Origin of the sequence: Natronococcus roseus, assembly GCF_043677095.1 — an archaeon.
Lineage (GTDB): Archaea > Halobacteriota > Halobacteria > Halobacteriales > Natrialbaceae > Natronococcus > Natronococcus roseus.
This window is the reverse complement of sequence record NZ_JBHLJR010000007.1, coordinates 97,600-113,469: the sequence shown is the minus strand read 5'-3', so window position 1 is coordinate 113,469 and position 15,870 is coordinate 97,600. Positions and strand designations below refer to the sequence as shown.

Sequence of the window (15,870 nt, the reverse complement as noted above, 5' to 3'; positions counted from 1 at the left end):
TCGGTGGGCCGGGCGTGCCCAGCGAACCGCGATCCCGGGGATCGGGACACCACTCCGTCTCAGCGTCCCTCGAGCGCCCGTTCGGCTTTCGGGAACAGCACGTTGTTCTCCGCGTGGACGTGTCGGTGCATGTCCGCTTCGAGGAGCTGCAGGCGATCGAGGGCGTTTCGGTAGCTCGTGCAGGCGTCCGACGGGACCGCGTAGTCGTCGCTCAGCGTCCGTATCTCTTCGAGACGAGCGGCCGCCGCGTCGTGTTCCGCCTCGAGGTGGTCGATCGCCTCGCGGATCTGGCCTTCCTCCGCGGCGGTCAGCGGCGCGTCGTTCTCCAGCTTCGGGAGTTCGGGGAAGACGTTCTCCTCCTCGTCGGCGATATGATGGGTGACCTCCTCTTGCAACTCGAGAAACGCCGCCTCGATCGCCTCGAGTTCGGGATGGGCGTCGCCGTGGACGCGGGCGACCTTGCGGACGGTCCGCTCGAGGGATGGGAGTTCGGCGCGCAGGTAGTCGTGGTGGGTTTCGACGACGTCGTCGACGAGTTCCGTGATCGACGCCTCGGCCGGAGCGAGTTCGTCGGTCGAATCGGTCGTCGCCAGTCGCTCGAGGACGGCCTCGACCTCGAGACCGTTCTCCTCGCAGGCCCGTCGCAGCGGGGTGTCGCCGCCACAGCAGTAGTCGATGCCGAGCGATTCGAAGACGGCTGCGAACTCCGGGTGGTCGCCGACGAGCCGCCCGAGCGAGGCTTCGGAGTCGATCGTTGTGGTCGTGGTCATAGTAGTGAAAACCGTTCGTCCGCGCTGTACGTAGTCCGTCCATCCGCTCGTCGAAGCAGTTTCTCCCGAATACGTTCGCATGGGCTACGATCTGTCGTGAGCCTGGATCGTTCGCGGCCGTTCGACCGGTATCGTTGTTCGGGCCGAATCCCAGCAACTGGGGCTAACGACCCTTTCTTATACCGATAGCCGACGTACTGTCGCGTATGACCGAACGCATCCTCCTCGCGTACGACGGCTCGGAGCCGTCCGAACAGGCACTCGAGTACGCCCTCGAGACGTTCCCGGACGCCGAGATCACCGCGCTGTACGTCGTTCCGGCACCCAGAGGCTACTGGGCGTCGTTCGAGGAACCGGAAGACAGGGTTCCAAACGCCGAAAAAGCCAAAGAGCGGGGACGAACGTTCCTCGACGAGGCCAGCGAGACGGCGTCGGCACACGACCGCGAGATCGAGACCGAGATGATCATTGGCGAACCGAACCACGTCATCGTCGGCCAGGCGGTCGACGGCGAGTACGACTCCATCGTCATCGGCAGCCACGGTCGAGAGGGCGTCTCCCGCGTTCTACTCGGCAGTGTGGCCGAGACCGTCGTCCGTCGCTCGCCGACGCCGGTCGTCGTCGTTCGCTAACCGGTCGCGAACGTAACGGCGGCCGATCTCGAGTCCCGGGCGCTGGAGGAGAGCTTACAGCGTTCGAAACGAGGTCCCGCCGCAGGAACAGCCGCGACGCGATCCGATGGGACGGATCTCCCCGTCCTCCGAGAGCCGGGCGGCGACCGCCTTCCCACAGTTCTCACAGACCGCGGCCGTCTTCGATCGAGTATCCGTCGTCATTACCGGTTCCGATGGCCTTGATTGTGTTAAGCCGACCGAGAAGGCGACCGTAGTGACGAGGCTGCCGTTACAGCAGTAACAACAGCACCCCTCCAATTCGCGATCGAGCCGTTCTCCGGACGGGACACTATTCCGGTACGCGTCGGCAGCGCTACCGACGTAACGCCGGCCGGATCGGCTGCTCGAGCACACGGGTGAGTCTCGACCGCCGAGAGCCATCCTTTGGATCGAGTGAGGACGTGACGATCCGTCCGCCAGTAACTTAATTTGGAAGCTCGAACAGTAGTACCGATGGAACCCGAATCGTTCTTCCACGTCGCGATCAAGGTCGAGGAGCCGGAGCCCGCCGCGGAGTTCTACCGCGAGCATCTGGACGCAGAGATCCTCGAGCGTCGCCGGGCCGCGGAGTCGGACGACCAGTTCGCCGTCGACGCGGTCGTTCTCGGCATCGCCGACAAGCGCGTCTACCTCTTCGATCGGGCGCCCTACGAGGCCGCGGGGCTCGTCGAGGAGCAGCCGCTCGGCTTCCTCCACTTCGGCTACGTCGTCGAGGACGGCATCGAGGAGACGTTCGCCCGACTGGCCGACGACGGCGTCGAAATCGTCATGGAGCCCGCGGTCTACGGCGACAAGCGGATCGCCTTCTTCGTCGCGCCCGACGACGTACGGATCGAACTCATCGAGTACCTCGAGGACGACTCGAGCGAGTAGGCCGATCCCTTTTGCCGTCGCCGCGCGAACGCGACTCCATGGATGCCGACGACTTCGACCACGATGCCCACATGCACGACGCGCTCGAGCTCGCCCGCGAGGCCGCCACTCGAGGGGATCGACCGTTCGGCAGCGTCCTCGTCCGCGACGACAAAGTCGTCATGTCCGAGTCGAACCGCGTAGTGACCGAGAACGACGTTCGCCGCCACCCCGAGCTCCACCTCGCCTACCGCGCGTGTCGGGAACTCGAGCCCGAGGAGCGAGCCGAGACGGTCATGTACACCAGCACGGAGCCGTGTCCGATGTGCGCCGGCGGAATGATCCGTGCGGAGTTCGATCGGGTCGTCTACAGCGTCGGCGGCAACGAGATCGGCGAGTTCACCGGCCACGAGCCGCCGGTTCGCGCGGCGACGATTCTCGAGAACGGCACCGACGTCGTCGGTCCCGTGCTGAACGAGGAGGGTCGGCGGGTCCACGAGACCTTCGACTGGGGAGCGACGGGAGACTGACCGTCGACGGGGGGCGACGAGACTGACCGTCGACGGGGGGCGACGAGACTGACCGTTGATTTCGGTCGCCTTCCGATCCTATCCGGCGTCCGTTCACCCGTGATCGGTGTCTCTCTCCTTCGAAATCTGCTTAACGCTCTAATCTTGGTAAGGAATCTAAGATTCTCATATTAGGCCTTTACCTAAGTTAGTAAGATAACTTTGCCGCCAGTGCCGAAAACTCGCTACGCGACGATGCGTCCCTTCCATCTCCCCAAATATCCTCTTTCCGACGTATCGCGCGCCGGCATCCATTCCGTCTCGGGAGGCTCACCCGGAGGATTCGTGTTCCAACGGCGTACGGTCGAGGCCGACGGCGTCGTACTCCTGCTCGGTCGAAAGAACACCCCCATCGTGGGTCGTACCGAGCCCGGCGTGGAGTGCATCGAACGGGGTGAGATCGTACTCGTCGAGGAACGCCGCGGCGGCCAGAACCGCGTCCTCGTGTTCGGTCGGAACGATGGGAACCAGCTCGAGCAGGTTGGTGATCGCTCGCGGCGCATCGATCTCGTACTCGGCCGCTCCGCGGTCGTAGAACAACACCAGCACTTCGGCGTCCGCGAGCATCGAGGTGTGGACGTCCTCGCACTCTTCGAGGGCGCGGATTGCGGCCTCCTGAAACCAGTCGTCGTCGTTCACCAGCGCGGTGAGAAAGTCAGCTCCGACGGACACGGCTCATTCTTCGTCGCCCTGGGACCGATCTTCCGCTTCCGCCCGCACCTCTCGGGAGATTGCCTCGCGAGCGTCCGCTTTCAGTTCGTCGGCTTCCGTCTCCGCGAAGGCATCGCCAACAGCTGCTCGGAGACCGTCCAGCGGGTCCTCGTCGACGGGGAAGAGCGCGACGTGGCTCGGGAGTTCGACGATGCGATACTGGTCACCGAACCGCTCGCGGATATCCTTCGGGAGGTAGATCCGTCCCTGTTTGTCCGTCGATTTCGACATAGCGTACCCTTCCTCGTACGGGAAACGACAAAAAATTCCCGTAGTCATAGCAATTTCCCGTCCGTCTCGAGCCCTTTCCACCGTAACTGTCCGATCGATTCCGAACGCCCCTTTCACGAGCTCCGAACGACGAAACCGGACTCGACGAGTAGGCCGTGATGCTCGAGTTCGCCGACGTGATCACGGTTCCGCCCGCGGTGGCGGTCGGAACAGGCAAGTCGTCTCGATCGACAGTTCGAGGCGTGCCAGCCACAGTCGTCACCGGATCGTCCAGAGGTATCGGGAAGGCAACCGCGCTTCGGTTCGCCGACGACGGCTACGACGTCGCCGTCAACTACCGCTCGAGCGAGGACGCCGCCGAACGGGTCGCCGACGAGATCCGCGAGCGGGGTCAGGAAGCGATCGCCGTCGGAGCCGACGTCTCGGAGTCCGACGCTGCAGCCCGGCTGGTCGACGCCGCAGCCGACGCGTTCGGCGGGATCGACCACGTCGTCAACAACGCGGGGATCGACCAGCACGTCCGGACCGAAGATCTCGAGCCCGCGGACTTCGATCGGATCATGGACGTCAACGTCAACTCGGCGTTCAACGTCACGAAGGCAGCGCTTCCCTATCTCCGGGAGTCGGCCGACGAGCCGTCGGTGACGAACGTCTCCTCGATCCTCGCTCACACCGGCGCGGCGATCGAGTGCCATTACGCCTCCTCGAAGGGGGCGCTGCTCTCGCTGACCCGGAGCCACGCGTCGGATTTCGCGCCCGAGATTCGCGTGAACGCGGTCGCGCCTGGTCACGTCGAGACGGACATGACGAGCGACCGAACGCCCGAGGAAAAGCTCGAGGAGCTGGCGGCGATTCCCGTCGACCGGTACGGTCGGCCCGAGGACATCGCCGAGGCGGTCGCCTACCTCCGCGACGCCACGTTCGTCACGGGCGAGACCCTGAACGTCAACGGCGGCGAGCGAATGGGGTAGTACAGTAGCCGCTGCACGTCAGTGCGCACCCGAGCGCACGACGGCTGTGCGATCGGTGTGCAAACAGTTCAGCTGTTACTATAGCAGTAGTTGGTAGTACGATTCCATTATTCAGAATCTCGTGTGAAACTCGCGCTACGTATAGAGAACTACGTATCACGTCGGGCCATCCACTCGATCGACGGCGGCGCGCGCTGTCGTCCGGCCGAACGTCAGTGAGGACGGGCGACGATGCTGCGCGAGGGATGAGCGAGCGGAGCGCGGCGCTGTGCGCCGCGGCAATGCGAACGGCGGAAGCCGTGAGCAAAGCGAGCGAATCGGCTGGGGAGGGCGTGGCGATTCCCTGTGTTCGTGCGAGCAGCGTCTGCTTCTCTCAGTATTACCGCGAAAGCCCCTGCCGTTCTCGGGCGTTCTGACTCGCTGCGCGCTCCTTGCAGTCGCGTGCTTGCGTCGTCGGAACGCCCGAGAACGCCAGCCCCTTTCAGTCCCACCCCGCGGCAGTTGGTCGGTACTGGAGACTCGACGCCGGACGGTCCATACGTATTTGCACGTAACGAATCGACCAGTTCAGATTCACGGCCCATATTGAATAAAGAAATCGCACTACTATCTACTGGTAGCTCCGAAGCCCCTCCTCGAGCCGATCGAACCCCTCCTCGAGCCGATCCTCGGAGTTCGCGAAGGAGAGTCGGAGCCGCTCCGGCGCCGTCTCGCCGAACCCGGTTCCGGGGGCGAGCACGACGCCGTGTTCCCGCAGCAGGTACTTCGCGATCGAGAGGCTGTCGTCGTCGATACCGGGGTCGAGAAAGGCGTAGAACGCACCCTCCGGTCGGGGACAGGAGAGCCCGTCGATCTCGGCGACCCGATCGACGACGAGGTCCCGGCGTCGGCGAAACGCCCCGTGCATCTCCTCGAAGGGCTCCTGTGGTCCCGTGAGCGCGGCGATTGCGGCGTGCTGGGCGACACTCGAGGCGCAGGCGGTCGTCGACTCGCGGATCTTGACGACCTCGTCGATCAGGTGGTCGTCGCCCGCGAGCCAGCCCAGCCGCCAGCCGGTCATCGCGTAGGCCTTCGAGCAGGAGCCGACCGTCAGCACGTGTTCGGGGTGGTCGGTGTAGGACGCGATTCCCTCGGCCTCGCCGTCGTACGTAAGTCCGAGGTACACCTCGTCGGCGATCACGTAGGCGTCGTGGTCAGCGGCGGCCTCGACGACCGCCCGACACGCCTCGGGGTCGAACACGCGGCCGGTCGGGTTCGAGGGGGTCGTGAGCACGACCGCCCCGGTGTCGTCGCTCATCGCCTCGATCACGCGGTCGGCCTCGAGGGCGAACCCCGACGCGGCCGACAGCGGAACCTCGCGGAACGTTCCGTCGGCCAGCAGCGCCTGGGTCTCGTAGTTCGGCCAGGTCGGCCCGGGGACGAGGACCTCTTCGCCGGGCGAGACCGTCGCCAATACTGCGAGGTGAAGCGCCTCCATCCCGCCGGTGGTGACGACGATCTCGTCGGGCTCGTGCTCGACGCCGAACTCGCCGGAGAGCGTGTCGCTGATCGCCCGCCGGCACTCGGGAAGGCCCGCGTTGGACGTGTAGTGGGTCGCTCCTTCCCGGGCGGCGCGCGCCGCGGCGTCGATGACGTGTTCGGGGGTATCGAAGTCGGGTTCGCCGACCTCGAGGCGAACGAGGTCGCCGTCGTGTCGCTCCGCGAGATCGAACATGACGCGGATGCTCGAGCGCTCGGCCCGACGAACCCGCTCCGTTGGTGTCGGCATACCCCATACCACAGAGATCGACGGCAAAAGGGATCGGATGCCGGAAATCGCTGCGGGGTCCCATCTTCGCGAGCGACGACGTCGAGCGGTTGCGATCGCCGACTGCCGTCCGAGCATTTCCGGCCAAGTAATATGCGCATTGGTATCGTACCACCCATCGGGGTGTGATACGATGGAGATACCCGATCACGACGACCTGAGGACGCTCGAGACCAGCTTTGGCGAGCGGTTCACCCTTCAGGACACCGCGGCGGACACCGACGGGAAGCTGTTGCGGATCGAAACGACCCTCGTTCCCGGCGTGAAACGTCCGCTCCACAGCCACCCCGATCAACAGGAGCGGTTCGTCGTCCACGAGGGGACGCTCGGACTGGCCGTCGAGGACGAGGAGTTCGTGCTGGAACCGGGCGAGGAGACAACGGTCGCCGCCGGGACGCCGCACACGTTCTGGAACGCAGGCGACGGCGAGCTCCGCATGACGACCGAACACCGGCCGGCGCTGCGATTCGAGGAGTTCCTCCGGGCGATGGTCGCGCTCGACCGCGAGGGCGGGCTCGATGCCGAGGGGATGCCCGCCAACCCGCTCGTGGGTGCGGCGCTGCTCCACGGGTTCCGCCGCGAGATGCGGCCGGCGGACGTTCCGACCCCGGTTCGACGCGTGGCCGTTCCCGTCCTCGCGGCGGTCGCCAGCGTGTTCGGCTACGGCGTTCCCGACGACTCGCGGTCGGCCGCCGGAAGCGTCGCGTCGACGCGTTCCCCTTGACACCGCGTCGCCGGCCAAACCCGATCCGCGATCACTTTCATAGCCCGCGGACATACAACTCAAGGCGGGAAAGCTATCAAATACATATTCGTTGAATTCTCCGACGAGATGGACGACCTCACCGGGTTCCAGCGAGACCTCCTGTACGTGATCGCGGGTGCCGACCAACCCTCCGGCCAGGATATCAAATCGGAGATCGAACAGTACTACAGCGCCGAGATCAACCACGGCCGGCTGTACCCGAACCTCGACACCCTGGTCAACAAGGGGCTCGTCGAGAAGGGCGAACTCGATCGACGGACGAACTACTACGCGATCACCGACGACGGCGAGCGGACGATCCGCAACCGCCGGGAGTGGGAACAACAGTACGCCGATTCGTAGGGTCGTCGCTCCCGCGGCCCTCGGGTCCGACCTGGAGGGGCCCTCAGTCGCGGTTGCCGACGATACTTGGACGTAGCTTCCGCTGTGTCGACGCGAGGTACTCCACGGCTGTCGCTCGGTTAGTACCGAGGACGTCCGCGACCTCGACCGCGGTAGCGTCCCGCGGCCGCTGGAAGTACCATCTCGAGTTCGGTTTGCAACACCTCACCCTGTCGGTCGGCGAGGCGGTCCGATCGCCGTGACCGAACGTCGAACCGGATTCCGTCGTCTCCGGACGAACGATTCGTTCGGTGGAGCCCCCTCGCACCGGGAGCGAAGCTCCGTGAGCAGGGGTCGGATCGCCCTCGAGGGGCAACAGTACACGCCGCCACCGATCTGCCGATCACGCCGTCCACGTGTCGCTCCACTCCGACTGTGGGATCCTGACCCGGGTTTCGGCGTCGTCCTCGCCGACCGGCTTGACGACGACGGCGCTGACCTTCCCGACGGAGGACAGCTCCTTCTCGACGATTTCGTACTCGTTCCCGTCACCTCGAATGTCGCGGACGGTGTCGCCGACCTCGTACGAACTCAGGTCTTCCATGATTCCTGTTCGCACCTCTCCAAGGTAAGCGCATCGGCGGTCCGACCGTGTCGCGTCCGCATACGAATCGCCGACCGACGAACCGAGTGGCCGACGCGAATCGCCTGCGTACGTGTTAGCGGGCTAAACGGTATCCAAACCATATTATTTATCCTCGGAGTTGCGTACACGTAGCTTGTATGTCCGAAAGTAACACAGGGGGCTCCGCTATCGAGCGGTTCGGGTACGGGCTCTCGAGTATCGTCGAACGGTGGATGCCGAGTCCGTTCCTGTTCGCAATCTTGCTCACGTATCTCGTCTTCGCGGCCGGGCTCGCGTTGAATCAAACCGGGACGATCGAGCCGCCAAACGGCGGCGGAGCGGTCGGTCCGGTCGATATGATCGAGTTCTGGTTCGGCGGGTTCTGGGGCTTTCTCGACTTCTCGATGCAGATGGTCGTGATTCTGATGACCGGGTTCGTCCTCGCGTACCACCCGGCCGCCAACAGGCTCCTCGTCCGGCTCGCCAAACTCCCTAGCACTCCCGCACAGGCGGTCGTGCTCGTCGCCGGGTTCTCGATGGCCGTCGCCTGGCTTCACTGGGGGTTCAGCCTCATTCTGGGTGCGATCTTCGCCCGCGAGATGGGAAAGGTTGCACACGAGAAGGGGATCGACGTCCACTATCCGCTGCTGTGTGTCGCGGGGTACATGGGGCTGGGCCTGACCTGGCACTGGGGGTGGTCCGGATCCGCGCCGCTGTTGCTCACCGACGAGTCCGAAGTCGGCGAGGGGACGGCCTTCGCTATGGTTTCCGAGCCGGTTCCGGTGACGGAGACGATCCTCCACCCGTACACGATCACGCTGACGGTGCTCTCGATCCTCTTTGCGGTCTCCGTCCTCTACCTCATTACGCCGTCGGGCGACCGAGCTCGAGGTATCACCGAGTACATTCCGGAGGACGAACTCTACGAGACGAGTACCGACGGCGGCGAGGACGTCGTCGAACCGGAGGCGTCCGGGACCGACGAGACGGTTCCAGCCGAGCGACTGAACAACAGCCGCGTTCTCGGCGGACTCCTCGCGCTCACCGGCGTCGCGTACGTCGTCTGGGTACTCGTCACCGAGGGGATCGAACTGTGGGATCTCAACACGATCAACTTCGCGTTCCTGATGGCCGGAATACTGGTCTGGACGAACCCCTCCACGTACCGTGACAAGTTCGGCGAGGCGTCGTCGGCGGCCGCCGGCATCATCCTGCTGTTTCCCTTCTTCGCCGGGATTCAGGGAATGATGGCGGATTCGGGTCTCGCCGGTGCGCTCGCCGAACTCATCATCGGGCTCTCGACCCCCGAGACGTTCCCGATCTTCGCGTGGCTGGCGGCGGCGGTCCTCAACCTGTTCGTCCCCTCCGGCGGGGGCCAGTGGATCGTCATGGGTCCCTCGATTCTCGAGGCTGCCGACCAGCTCGGCGTCGAGTTCGGGCACGCGACGATGGCCTTTGCCGTCGGTGAGGCACACACGAACCTGCTGAACCCGTTCTGGGCGATCCCGCTGCTGGCCATCACTCGGATCAAGGCTCGAGAGATGTTCGGGTACGCGGCCGTGATGTTGCTCGCCCTGTTCCCGTTCCTGACGGTCGTCCTCTACCTCCTCCCGTACGGGATGTTCTGAGCGACCGCCGCGACCTTTTTTTTTGACCTGTCGATAAGGTGGGGATCAACCTCGGTCGACCGACGCGCGGGATCACTACCCACCGTACTGTGGATCGCCCGATATGTGCGCTCCTCCCCTCTTTCGAGTATGGGATCCGATCCGAATCGGTACGAGTTCGTGTGTCCGAGCTGGCGGGAGGACGTCGTCGATTCGATGGTGCAAGCGGAGCTTCTCGGCAGGGGGTGTCTCTTCTGCCGAGCCGACGTCACCGAGACGGATTTCGGCCCCGTCGACTGAACCTCCTGTCGGATGCGGGCCCCTCCCAGTCGGGTCACGAGCCACTCGATCTCTCTCGAGGATCGGGATCTGGTGGCTGACATCAGCGCGTCTCCGCTCGCCGCACCTCGAAACGAGGGCCGCGTCCCACCGATCGCCGCCGACCGGCCATCGAGTCGCGACGAGTCGCCGACCGGCAGTACAGCCAAGTCGCCGCCCGATCTACTTCCGGCATGGTCACCGACCCCACCCGCGACGAGATGTCGGACTCGGACGAGACGGAGACGCTCGACCTCGAGCGACCGGAGGCGATCCAGTTCGGCGTCACGCGCGGTGAGAACAACCTCGAGATCGGTCCGCCGCGGGATTACCCCGATCGGGCGGACCTCTCGGTTCGCCGGTCCGGCGACGACGTTATCCTGAGCGTCGACGCGATGGCGGGCGATCACGGCACGGGCCACGTCGACGCGACGCTGACCCCCGAGGAGGCTCGTCGCCTATCTGACCGCCTGGCCGAGACGGCTCGCCGGACGGCCGAAGACGACTCGAGGGGAGCGGGCGACTGACTCACAGCGGTGCCTCGGGTCGCCCTCGAAAGACCGTTCGCGGAGTTCTACTCGTCGACAGTTACGCCGTACTGTCGAGTGGTCGTCGCTAGCTGCTTCGCTTTCGAGGAAGCTGCCGACTACCGGAGCCGTCGGGACCCGGGTTTCAGGGAGGGCGATACCGATACCTGTGGACCCCGAACGGCCGAAATACGCGCCCCCTTTCGGTCGGGTAGTATCGGTGTTCGAGGGCCGACCGACGCAATCCGTCGGCGGTGTCAGCGGCGATGAGGACGCTACGAGGGCTGTCTCGTCGCGTTCGAGGGCAACGGTGTCACCGCCATCGCCGGGAGACAACGTTTACTGTCCCAAACAGTCTCTAAGACGCACATAACAATCTCCTCACCTGTAGACGTTCTCATAATATGGACGACCTCACGGGATTCCAGCGAGACCTCCTGTACGTCATCGCGGGTGCCGAACAACCGTCGGGCCAGGATATCAAAGCGGAGATCGAGCAGTACTACAGCGCCGACATCAACCACGGTCGGCTGTACCCGAACCTCGATACGGTCGTCAACAAGGACCTCGTCGAGAAGGGGCAACTCGACCGCCGAACGAACTACTACGAACTCACCGAGACCGGAGAGCGGGCGATCGAGGACCGTCTGGAGTGGGTCTCCCGGTACACCGAGGAATAATCAACCGAAAGTATTTACGAAATAATATGGTTCCGGAGAACGATGACTGAAACACTCACGAAGGCTGGTACCGAGATACATGAACGGATCGTCGTCGGGGTCGCGACGCTCGAGAACGTCGATCCGGTGGCGCTCCCACCGCTGTTCGACGCGGTCGATCCCGACGCGCTCGAGGGGATCTTCGCGGATCCCGAGAGCGAAGCGGTGCGGATCGGGACGGTCGAGTTCCCGTACGCCGGACGCACGATCCGCATCGAGTTCGACGACGAACCGGTCGTCAGAATCGACTGAGTTCGACCCCGAGCGGTGGAGACGTCAAAACCGCGCGCTCAATCGTAGCTCAGACTATCTAGCGTGTAGCGATCGACCGTGTGGTTTCGGTCGACGACGAGGACTGGACCGTCCGCTCCCTGCTCGAGTTCACACCCGAGATCGCCGAGATTCCCCGGATTGAGCGAGGCCGGTGGATCATCGAGCGTGAAGTTGAGGGTGCCGGTGTTTCCGCGGACCCGTTCGGGCTTTTTGGCGGCCGCGTGGATCCGGTTTCCGTTCTGTTTCACGTCGATCGTTCCGGTGAACTCCCAGGTATCGTCGTTGTACCGAATCTGCTCGCCGTCGAGTTCCCGAAGGTGTGCCTCGACCATGGGAGGACATGATCGGCGGCGACTATAGTCGTTGGGCCGAGAGCGGCGGCTCTCGGGATTCGTTCCCGCGAGGCCGTTTCGCTGCCTGGACTCAGTCCGAGCCGTCGTCAGCGGTCATCGTTTCGAACGTCTCGCGCGCGGCGTCGCTCCCCTCCGCGAGGTAACACAGGTCCGCGCCGGCGATCGCAAAGTCGACGCCGGCGTCGACCCAGCGCCGCATCTCCTCGTCGTCGGTCGCGAGCATCCCGACCGGTTTCCCGGCTCCGTGGGCAGCCTCCAGGATCGACTCGAGTGCCGACTGGAACCGTTCGTGGTCCCACCGGCCGAAGACGTCCAGCGACGCCGAGAGGTCGCCGTGGCCGACGATAATTGCGTCCACGCCGTCGACCGAGACGATCTCCGCGGCGTTCTCGACGCCGCGTGCGGTCTCAATCTGGACGATCGTCGTCAGCTCGTCGTTCGCGTGCTCGACGTACTCGCCGAACGCCCGCCCGTAGTCGGACGCTCGAGCGGGAGCCGCTCCGCGACTCCCCTCGGGCGGGTATCGCACGCGTCGACGACTCGCTGGGCCTCCTCGTCCGTCTCGATCCTCGGCACCAGCAGTCCGTCGACGCCGAGATCGAGCACCCGCTTGATCCGGGTTCGATCGTTCCCCGGAACGCGAACGATCGACGCGACCGCCTCGTCGAGCGCCTCGATCGCCCGGAGCGTGTTTGCGACGGTCTCGAGGCCGAGAGGTGTGTGTTCGGTGTCGATAACCACGAAATCGAACCCTCGAGCGCAGAGCTCCGCGACGGTCGGGTGGCCGATCGAGATCCAGTTTCCGACCGAGCGGTCGTCCCTCGCCAGCAACGACTGTGATCGATCCTCCATGCGACTCCGTCTCCTCGACAGTAGTTGAACGCGAGGGATGCGGAAACTCGACTCGAAGCCGTCCGGGGCTCGAACCGGATCCACGCCGACACAAAGGATATGGTGAAATACCAGTAGTGTTCCCGGTATGCACTCCAAAACGTTCTCGAAGTTCCTGTCGACGGCGTTGGTTCTGGCGATGCTCGCGGTTTCGATCGCGGCGATCGTCTCGCCGCCGGATCCGTTCACGCTCGTTCTGTACTCGGTACCGCTGTTACTACTCACCTCAGTGGCCGCCTACCTGGTCACGTACGGTCGGCGGAGTACGGTTCGTGGGAAGAGAGCGTGAATCACGGGTATCGACCCCGATCGCAGGGCCGCTAGCGGTGATCGCCCCTCTTCGCTTACGCTGGTCTCTCTTCGACTGTGGCCGCTCCGTCCGTGTTAGTGAACTGATAACCACAATCCGTATAACTGAACGACCGTTTGTGCAGGTATGGACGAAATCGATCTGAGTAACAGTCAGCGGCTGACGATAACGACGCTGATCAACGAGTATCAGGCGACCGGCGAACCGGTGAACGCCCGCGCCCTCGCGAACGAAACCGACCGAAACGCGGGCACGGTTCGGAATCAGATGCGGACGCTCACCTCGATCGGACTCGCCGAGGGGATCGCCGGTCCGAAGGGCGGGTACGAGCCGACCGACGCCGCCTACCAAATCCTCGGTCGCCAGCAGCTGGACGATACGGAAACCGTCACCCTCGCCAGCGAGTACGACCGCGTCGACGCGACGGTCGACGAGATCGATTTCACGAACGTCCACCACCCCGATCTCTGCCGGGCGCAGCTTCACTTCCAGCAGTCGGTCCGCGACCTCGAGGAGGGGGATCCGATCGTCGTCGGTCCCTCTCCGGTCTCGAGTCTGGTCGTTCTCGGTAAGATCACGGCCATCGAGGAGACGAACAACGTGGTGATCGTCGACGTCGAGGAGCTACAGGCACCGCTTCGGGACGACCCGTCGACGTCACTCTGATCGCCGACTCCTCGCGAGAACGCTCGCGGGAGTTGAGACGCCCTCCCTTCGTCGGGGTCCGTAGCGCTCGAGTCGCTCAGGGAACGTCGTACTCCACGCTGTCGTACTCCGCGACCTCGATGGAGCCACAGCACGAACAGGTCCACTCGTTCGCCTCGAGGACCGTGCCGCAGTTCCGACACTCGTAGACCACGGCAGCATCTCCCGAGAGACGCTTTTTTACTGCCGTGAGAACAGACATATATTCTGATACTCAGTGAAACGGTAAACGCTGCTGCTTTCAGCTGCCTGCTCGGTGCGTGACGATCCACCGTCGCCGAACGCTCGGCGACCGTCTCGTCAGTCGTCCTCCTCGAACCCACCGTTCGCGGTCGGCGGTCGCTCCTCGGCGCTCGGTTCGGACTCTCGATCCGAATCCGCCTCGACCACGCTGTCGGTCCACGTCCCCCGGAGGAGGTACAGCCCGGCCAGTACAACGATGACAATGTTCGTCAGCGCGTCCCCGATGAAGACGCCGGTCGCGCTCATCCCCAGCGGCTCGGCGAGGCCGTAGGCCAGCAGCGGGCGGAGCACGATGAAGCCGACGATCGCGAACCCCATCGCGGTTCGGGTGCTGCCGCTTCCGCGGAACGCTCCCTGGACGATGTAGAAGACGCCCAGGAAGACGAAGGAGAGCGAGACGATCCGCAGGTACTCGGCGCCGACGGCCGTCACCTCGGCCGCCCCCGAGCCGGTGATGAAGAAGCTGACGATCGGATCGGCGAGTACGTACACGAACCCGCTGAACAGGAGGAAACAGCCCGCGATGAGTCCGGCCGCGGCGTACACCCCGCGCTTGGCACGGTCGACCTGCTGGGCGCCGAGGTTCTGCCCGACGACGGTTTCGACGCCTCGAGCGAGCCCGAGCGCCGGCAGCACGACCATCGACGTGACGCGGGTGCCGATGCCGTAGCCGGCGACCGCCGTCGGGCCGGCCAGCGCGACGAGCGCGGTCAGGATCGTCACGCTGAACGCCTTGGTGCTGACCTCGACGCTCGCGGGAAGGCCGATCGTCACGAGCTGTTTGACGGTCTCGAGCTCCGGCCGGAAGTCGCCAGCCGAGAGTTCGATCCCGACCCGCCCCGAGAGCAACAGCCAGATGCCGATCCCGGCCGCCAGTCCCCGGGAGAGGATCGTTGCGAACGCCGCACCCTGGACGGCCCAGCCGTCGAACCCCGTAAGCGCGAACAGCTGCGACTCGAGCGCCTCGAGGCCGAACCAAGCGAAGACGACGTTGTCCTGAAAGCCCAGAATGAAGAAGGGGTCGATGGCGACGTTGAGCGCGACGCTGAACGTCATGAGATACAGCGGCGTGCGCGTGTCACCCCACCCCTGCAGCAGCGACTGGAAGACGAAGAAGGCGAAGATGAAGGGCATCCCGGCGAACTCCGTTCGGGTGTAGGTGCGGGCGTACTCGTACTCGAGGGTACCCGGCTCGGCGCCGATGAGCCGGAGCATCGTCGGCGTCAGCAGGAAGCCGACGATCCCGATCAGTACCGAGAGACCGAAGACGAACGTGACGGTCTGGCCGGCGACCCGGGCGATCCGCTCGACGTTGCCGGCGCCCTTGTTCTGGGCGACGAGGACGGTCCCCGCGACGTTGAAGCCGATCCCGAAGCTGATCACCAGGAAGATGATCGCCCACGAAAACGACAGCGCGGAGACGCCCGCCTGGCCGAGCCGGCCGACCCAGAACGTGTCGGCGAGGTTGTAGCCGACCATCAGCAGGTTGGTGATGACGATTGGAACCGAGAGGACGATCAACGGCCACACCAGCTTTCCGTTGATGACGTCGACTGACCGGTCCCGTCGTTCTCGGCTCATCTACTCACCGCTCCGGGGCGAGGGGGTGAAACGCTTTCTCCTTCGC

Annotated in this window: 22 protein-coding genes and 1 pseudogene; 13 read left to right on the top strand and 10 right to left on the bottom strand. The window is 64.6% G+C overall.

All coding sequences use genetic code 11. The features are described 5' to 3' along the window. Positions 1-59: 59 nt before the first annotated feature. A complete protein-coding gene (ric, locus tag ACFEMD_RS19005; protein WP_394742860.1) occupies positions 60-770 on the bottom strand; it encodes an iron-sulfur cluster repair di-iron protein in 711 nt (236 codons plus the stop codon). A gap of 206 nt (positions 771-976) precedes the next feature. On the opposite strand from ric, the gene ACFEMD_RS19000 reads away from it, so the two are divergent. Beyond that, a complete protein-coding gene (locus ACFEMD_RS19000) occupies positions 977-1,402 on the top strand; it encodes a universal stress protein (protein ID WP_394742859.1) in 426 nt (141 codons plus the stop codon). Positions 1,403-1,456: 54 nt separating this feature from the next. On the opposite strand, the gene ACFEMD_RS18995 is transcribed toward ACFEMD_RS19000, so the two are convergent. Next, positions 1,457-1,606, bottom strand: a complete 150-nt coding sequence (locus tag ACFEMD_RS18995) for a hypothetical protein (protein WP_005557342.1) — start codon at positions 1,604-1,606, stop codon at positions 1,457-1,459. A 291-nt stretch (positions 1,607-1,897) separates the two neighbouring features. On the opposite strand from ACFEMD_RS18995, the gene ACFEMD_RS18990 reads away from it, so the two are divergent. Further along, the gene (locus tag ACFEMD_RS18990) at positions 1,898-2,317 is read left to right on the top strand and encodes a VOC family protein (RefSeq protein ID WP_394742858.1); all 420 of its coding nucleotides are present in this window, start codon (positions 1,898-1,900) and stop codon (positions 2,315-2,317) included. A gap of 38 nt (positions 2,318-2,355) precedes the next feature. Beyond that, positions 2,356-2,826, top strand: coding sequence for a nucleoside deaminase (locus tag ACFEMD_RS18985; RefSeq protein WP_394742857.1), 471 nt, complete (start codon positions 2,356-2,358; stop codon positions 2,824-2,826). A 309-nt stretch (positions 2,827-3,135) separates the two neighbouring features. On the opposite strand, the gene ACFEMD_RS18980 is transcribed toward ACFEMD_RS18985, so the two are convergent. Then, positions 3,136-3,537, bottom strand: coding sequence for a type II toxin-antitoxin system VapC family toxin (locus ACFEMD_RS18980; protein ID WP_394742856.1), 402 nt, complete (start codon positions 3,535-3,537; stop codon positions 3,136-3,138). Positions 3,538-3,540: 3 nt separating this feature from the next. Continuing rightward, the gene (locus ACFEMD_RS18975) at positions 3,541-3,807 is read right to left on the bottom strand and encodes an AbrB/MazE/SpoVT family DNA-binding domain-containing protein (RefSeq protein WP_394742855.1); all 267 of its coding nucleotides are present in this window, start codon (positions 3,805-3,807) and stop codon (positions 3,541-3,543) included. 242 nt (positions 3,808-4,049) lie between these two features. Here ACFEMD_RS18975 and ACFEMD_RS18970 point away from each other — a divergent pair, with 242 nt between their 5' ends. Continuing rightward, a complete protein-coding gene (locus tag ACFEMD_RS18970) occupies positions 4,050-4,778 on the top strand; it encodes an SDR family NAD(P)-dependent oxidoreductase (RefSeq protein WP_394742967.1) in 729 nt (242 codons plus the stop codon). Between the two features lie 610 nt (positions 4,779-5,388). Here ACFEMD_RS18970 and ACFEMD_RS18965 read toward each other — a convergent pair. Continuing rightward, positions 5,389-6,546, bottom strand: a complete 1,158-nt coding sequence (locus ACFEMD_RS18965; RefSeq protein ID WP_394742854.1) for a pyridoxal phosphate-dependent aminotransferase — start codon at positions 6,544-6,546, stop codon at positions 5,389-5,391. Positions 6,547-6,718: 172 nt separating this feature from the next. Between ACFEMD_RS18965 and ACFEMD_RS18960 the strand changes: the two genes are divergently transcribed. Both ACFEMD_RS18960 and ACFEMD_RS18955 read left to right on the top strand, forming a co-directional pair. Beyond that, a complete protein-coding gene (locus tag ACFEMD_RS18960; RefSeq protein WP_394742853.1) occupies positions 6,719-7,309 on the top strand; it encodes a cupin domain-containing protein in 591 nt (196 codons plus the stop codon). Positions 7,310-7,417: 108 nt separating this feature from the next. Continuing rightward, positions 7,418-7,693, top strand: a complete 276-nt coding sequence (locus tag ACFEMD_RS18955) for a PadR family transcriptional regulator (protein ID WP_005557350.1) — start codon at positions 7,418-7,420, stop codon at positions 7,691-7,693. Between the two features lie 382 nt (positions 7,694-8,075). Here ACFEMD_RS18955 and ACFEMD_RS18950 read toward each other — a convergent pair whose 3' ends face one another. Continuing rightward, positions 8,076-8,276: a hypothetical protein gene (locus ACFEMD_RS18950; protein WP_005557352.1), complete on the bottom strand. Its 201-nt coding sequence runs from the start codon at positions 8,274-8,276 to the stop codon at positions 8,076-8,078. 179 nt (positions 8,277-8,455) lie between these two features. Between ACFEMD_RS18950 and ACFEMD_RS18945 the strand changes: the two genes are divergently transcribed. The 5 genes from ACFEMD_RS18945 to ACFEMD_RS18925 all read left to right on the top strand — a co-directional run bounded on the left by ACFEMD_RS18945 (position 8,456) and on the right by ACFEMD_RS18925 (position 11,720). Beyond that, positions 8,456-9,925, top strand: coding sequence for a short-chain fatty acid transporter (locus ACFEMD_RS18945; RefSeq protein ID WP_394742852.1), 1,470 nt, complete (start codon positions 8,456-8,458; stop codon positions 9,923-9,925). A 129-nt stretch (positions 9,926-10,054) separates the two neighbouring features. Next, positions 10,055-10,204, top strand: a complete 150-nt coding sequence (locus ACFEMD_RS18940) for a DUF7560 family zinc ribbon protein (protein ID WP_394742851.1) — start codon at positions 10,055-10,057, stop codon at positions 10,202-10,204. Positions 10,205-10,416: 212 nt separating this feature from the next. Continuing rightward, entirely contained in the window at positions 10,417-10,749 is a 333-nt protein-coding gene (locus ACFEMD_RS18935; protein ID WP_394742850.1) for a hypothetical protein, read from the top strand. Between the two features lie 404 nt (positions 10,750-11,153). Further along, on the top strand, positions 11,154-11,429 hold the full coding sequence (locus tag ACFEMD_RS18930) for a helix-turn-helix transcriptional regulator (RefSeq protein WP_394742849.1): 276 nt from the start codon (positions 11,154-11,156) through the stop codon (positions 11,427-11,429). Positions 11,430-11,471: 42 nt separating this feature from the next. Next, on the top strand, positions 11,472-11,720 hold the full coding sequence (locus ACFEMD_RS18925) for a HalOD1 output domain-containing protein (protein WP_394742848.1): 249 nt from the start codon (positions 11,472-11,474) through the stop codon (positions 11,718-11,720). A 38-nt stretch (positions 11,721-11,758) separates the two neighbouring features. Here ACFEMD_RS18925 and ACFEMD_RS18920 read toward each other — a convergent pair whose 3' ends face one another. Next, entirely contained in the window at positions 11,759-12,073 is a 315-nt protein-coding gene (locus tag ACFEMD_RS18920) for a hypothetical protein (RefSeq protein WP_394742847.1), read from the bottom strand. A 91-nt stretch (positions 12,074-12,164) separates the two neighbouring features. After that, positions 12,165-12,946: pseudogene (locus ACFEMD_RS18915) on the bottom strand (HpcH/HpaI aldolase family protein). Between the two features lie 127 nt (positions 12,947-13,073). Here ACFEMD_RS18915 and ACFEMD_RS18910 point away from each other — a divergent pair. Together ACFEMD_RS18910 and ACFEMD_RS18905 are read left to right on the top strand one after the other, a co-directional pair. Continuing rightward, positions 13,074-13,274, top strand: coding sequence for a DUF7534 family protein (locus ACFEMD_RS18910; protein ID WP_394742846.1), 201 nt, complete (start codon positions 13,074-13,076; stop codon positions 13,272-13,274). Between the two features lie 147 nt (positions 13,275-13,421). Beyond that, positions 13,422-13,961: a TrmB family transcriptional regulator gene (locus ACFEMD_RS18905; RefSeq protein WP_394742845.1), complete on the top strand. Its 540-nt coding sequence runs from the start codon at positions 13,422-13,424 to the stop codon at positions 13,959-13,961. Positions 13,962-14,037: 76 nt separating this feature from the next. Here ACFEMD_RS18905 and ACFEMD_RS18900 read toward each other — a convergent pair whose 3' ends face one another. Beyond that, positions 14,038-14,202: a hypothetical protein gene (locus ACFEMD_RS18900; protein ID WP_394742844.1), complete on the bottom strand. Its 165-nt coding sequence runs from the start codon at positions 14,200-14,202 to the stop codon at positions 14,038-14,040. 98 nt (positions 14,203-14,300) lie between these two features. Continuing rightward, complete coding sequence (locus ACFEMD_RS18895; RefSeq protein ID WP_394742843.1) at positions 14,301-15,824, bottom strand: MATE family efflux transporter; 1,524 nt, start codon at positions 15,822-15,824, stop codon at positions 14,301-14,303. Positions 15,825-15,870: the final 46 nt, after the last annotated feature.

Coding starts and splice junctions, on each gene's coding strand:
- ACFEMD_RS18895 (WP_394742843.1), bottom strand. CDS start 15,824: ATGAGCCGAGAACGACGGGACCGGTCAGTCGACGTCATCAACGGAAAG.
- ACFEMD_RS18995 (WP_005557342.1), bottom strand. CDS start 1,606: ATGACGACGGATACTCGATCGAAGACGGCCGCGGTCTGTGAGAACTGT.
- ACFEMD_RS18990 (WP_394742858.1), top strand. CDS start 1,898: ATGGAACCCGAATCGTTCTTCCACGTCGCGATCAAGGTCGAGGAGCCG.
- ACFEMD_RS18920 (WP_394742847.1), bottom strand. CDS start 12,073: ATGGTCGAGGCACACCTTCGGGAACTCGACGGCGAGCAGATTCGGTAC.
- ACFEMD_RS18910 (WP_394742846.1), top strand. CDS start 13,074: ATGCACTCCAAAACGTTCTCGAAGTTCCTGTCGACGGCGTTGGTTCTG.
- ACFEMD_RS19000 (WP_394742859.1), top strand. CDS start 977: ATGACCGAACGCATCCTCCTCGCGTACGACGGCTCGGAGCCGTCCGAA.
- ACFEMD_RS18940 (WP_394742851.1), top strand. CDS start 10,055: ATGGGATCCGATCCGAATCGGTACGAGTTCGTGTGTCCGAGCTGGCGG.
- ACFEMD_RS18935 (WP_394742850.1), top strand. CDS start 10,417: ATGGTCACCGACCCCACCCGCGACGAGATGTCGGACTCGGACGAGACG.
- ACFEMD_RS18925 (WP_394742848.1), top strand. CDS start 11,472: ATGACTGAAACACTCACGAAGGCTGGTACCGAGATACATGAACGGATC.
- ACFEMD_RS18945 (WP_394742852.1), top strand. CDS start 8,456: ATGTCCGAAAGTAACACAGGGGGCTCCGCTATCGAGCGGTTCGGGTAC.
- ACFEMD_RS18950 (WP_005557352.1), bottom strand. CDS start 8,276: ATGGAAGACCTGAGTTCGTACGAGGTCGGCGACACCGTCCGCGACATT.
- ACFEMD_RS18975 (WP_394742855.1), bottom strand. CDS start 3,807: ATGTCGAAATCGACGGACAAACAGGGACGGATCTACCTCCCGAAGGAT.
- ric (WP_394742860.1), bottom strand. CDS start 770: ATGACCACGACCACAACGATCGACTCCGAAGCCTCGCTCGGGCGGCTC.
- ACFEMD_RS18960 (WP_394742853.1), top strand. CDS start 6,719: ATGGAGATACCCGATCACGACGACCTGAGGACGCTCGAGACCAGCTTT.
- ACFEMD_RS18965 (WP_394742854.1), bottom strand. CDS start 6,546: ATGCCGACACCAACGGAGCGGGTTCGTCGGGCCGAGCGCTCGAGCATC.
- ACFEMD_RS18930 (WP_394742849.1), top strand. CDS start 11,154: ATGGACGACCTCACGGGATTCCAGCGAGACCTCCTGTACGTCATCGCG.
- ACFEMD_RS18905 (WP_394742845.1), top strand. CDS start 13,422: ATGGACGAAATCGATCTGAGTAACAGTCAGCGGCTGACGATAACGACG.
- ACFEMD_RS18985 (WP_394742857.1), top strand. CDS start 2,356: ATGGATGCCGACGACTTCGACCACGATGCCCACATGCACGACGCGCTC.
- ACFEMD_RS18955 (WP_005557350.1), top strand. CDS start 7,418: ATGGACGACCTCACCGGGTTCCAGCGAGACCTCCTGTACGTGATCGCG.
- ACFEMD_RS18900 (WP_394742844.1), bottom strand. CDS start 14,202: ATGTCTGTTCTCACGGCAGTAAAAAAGCGTCTCTCGGGAGATGCTGCC.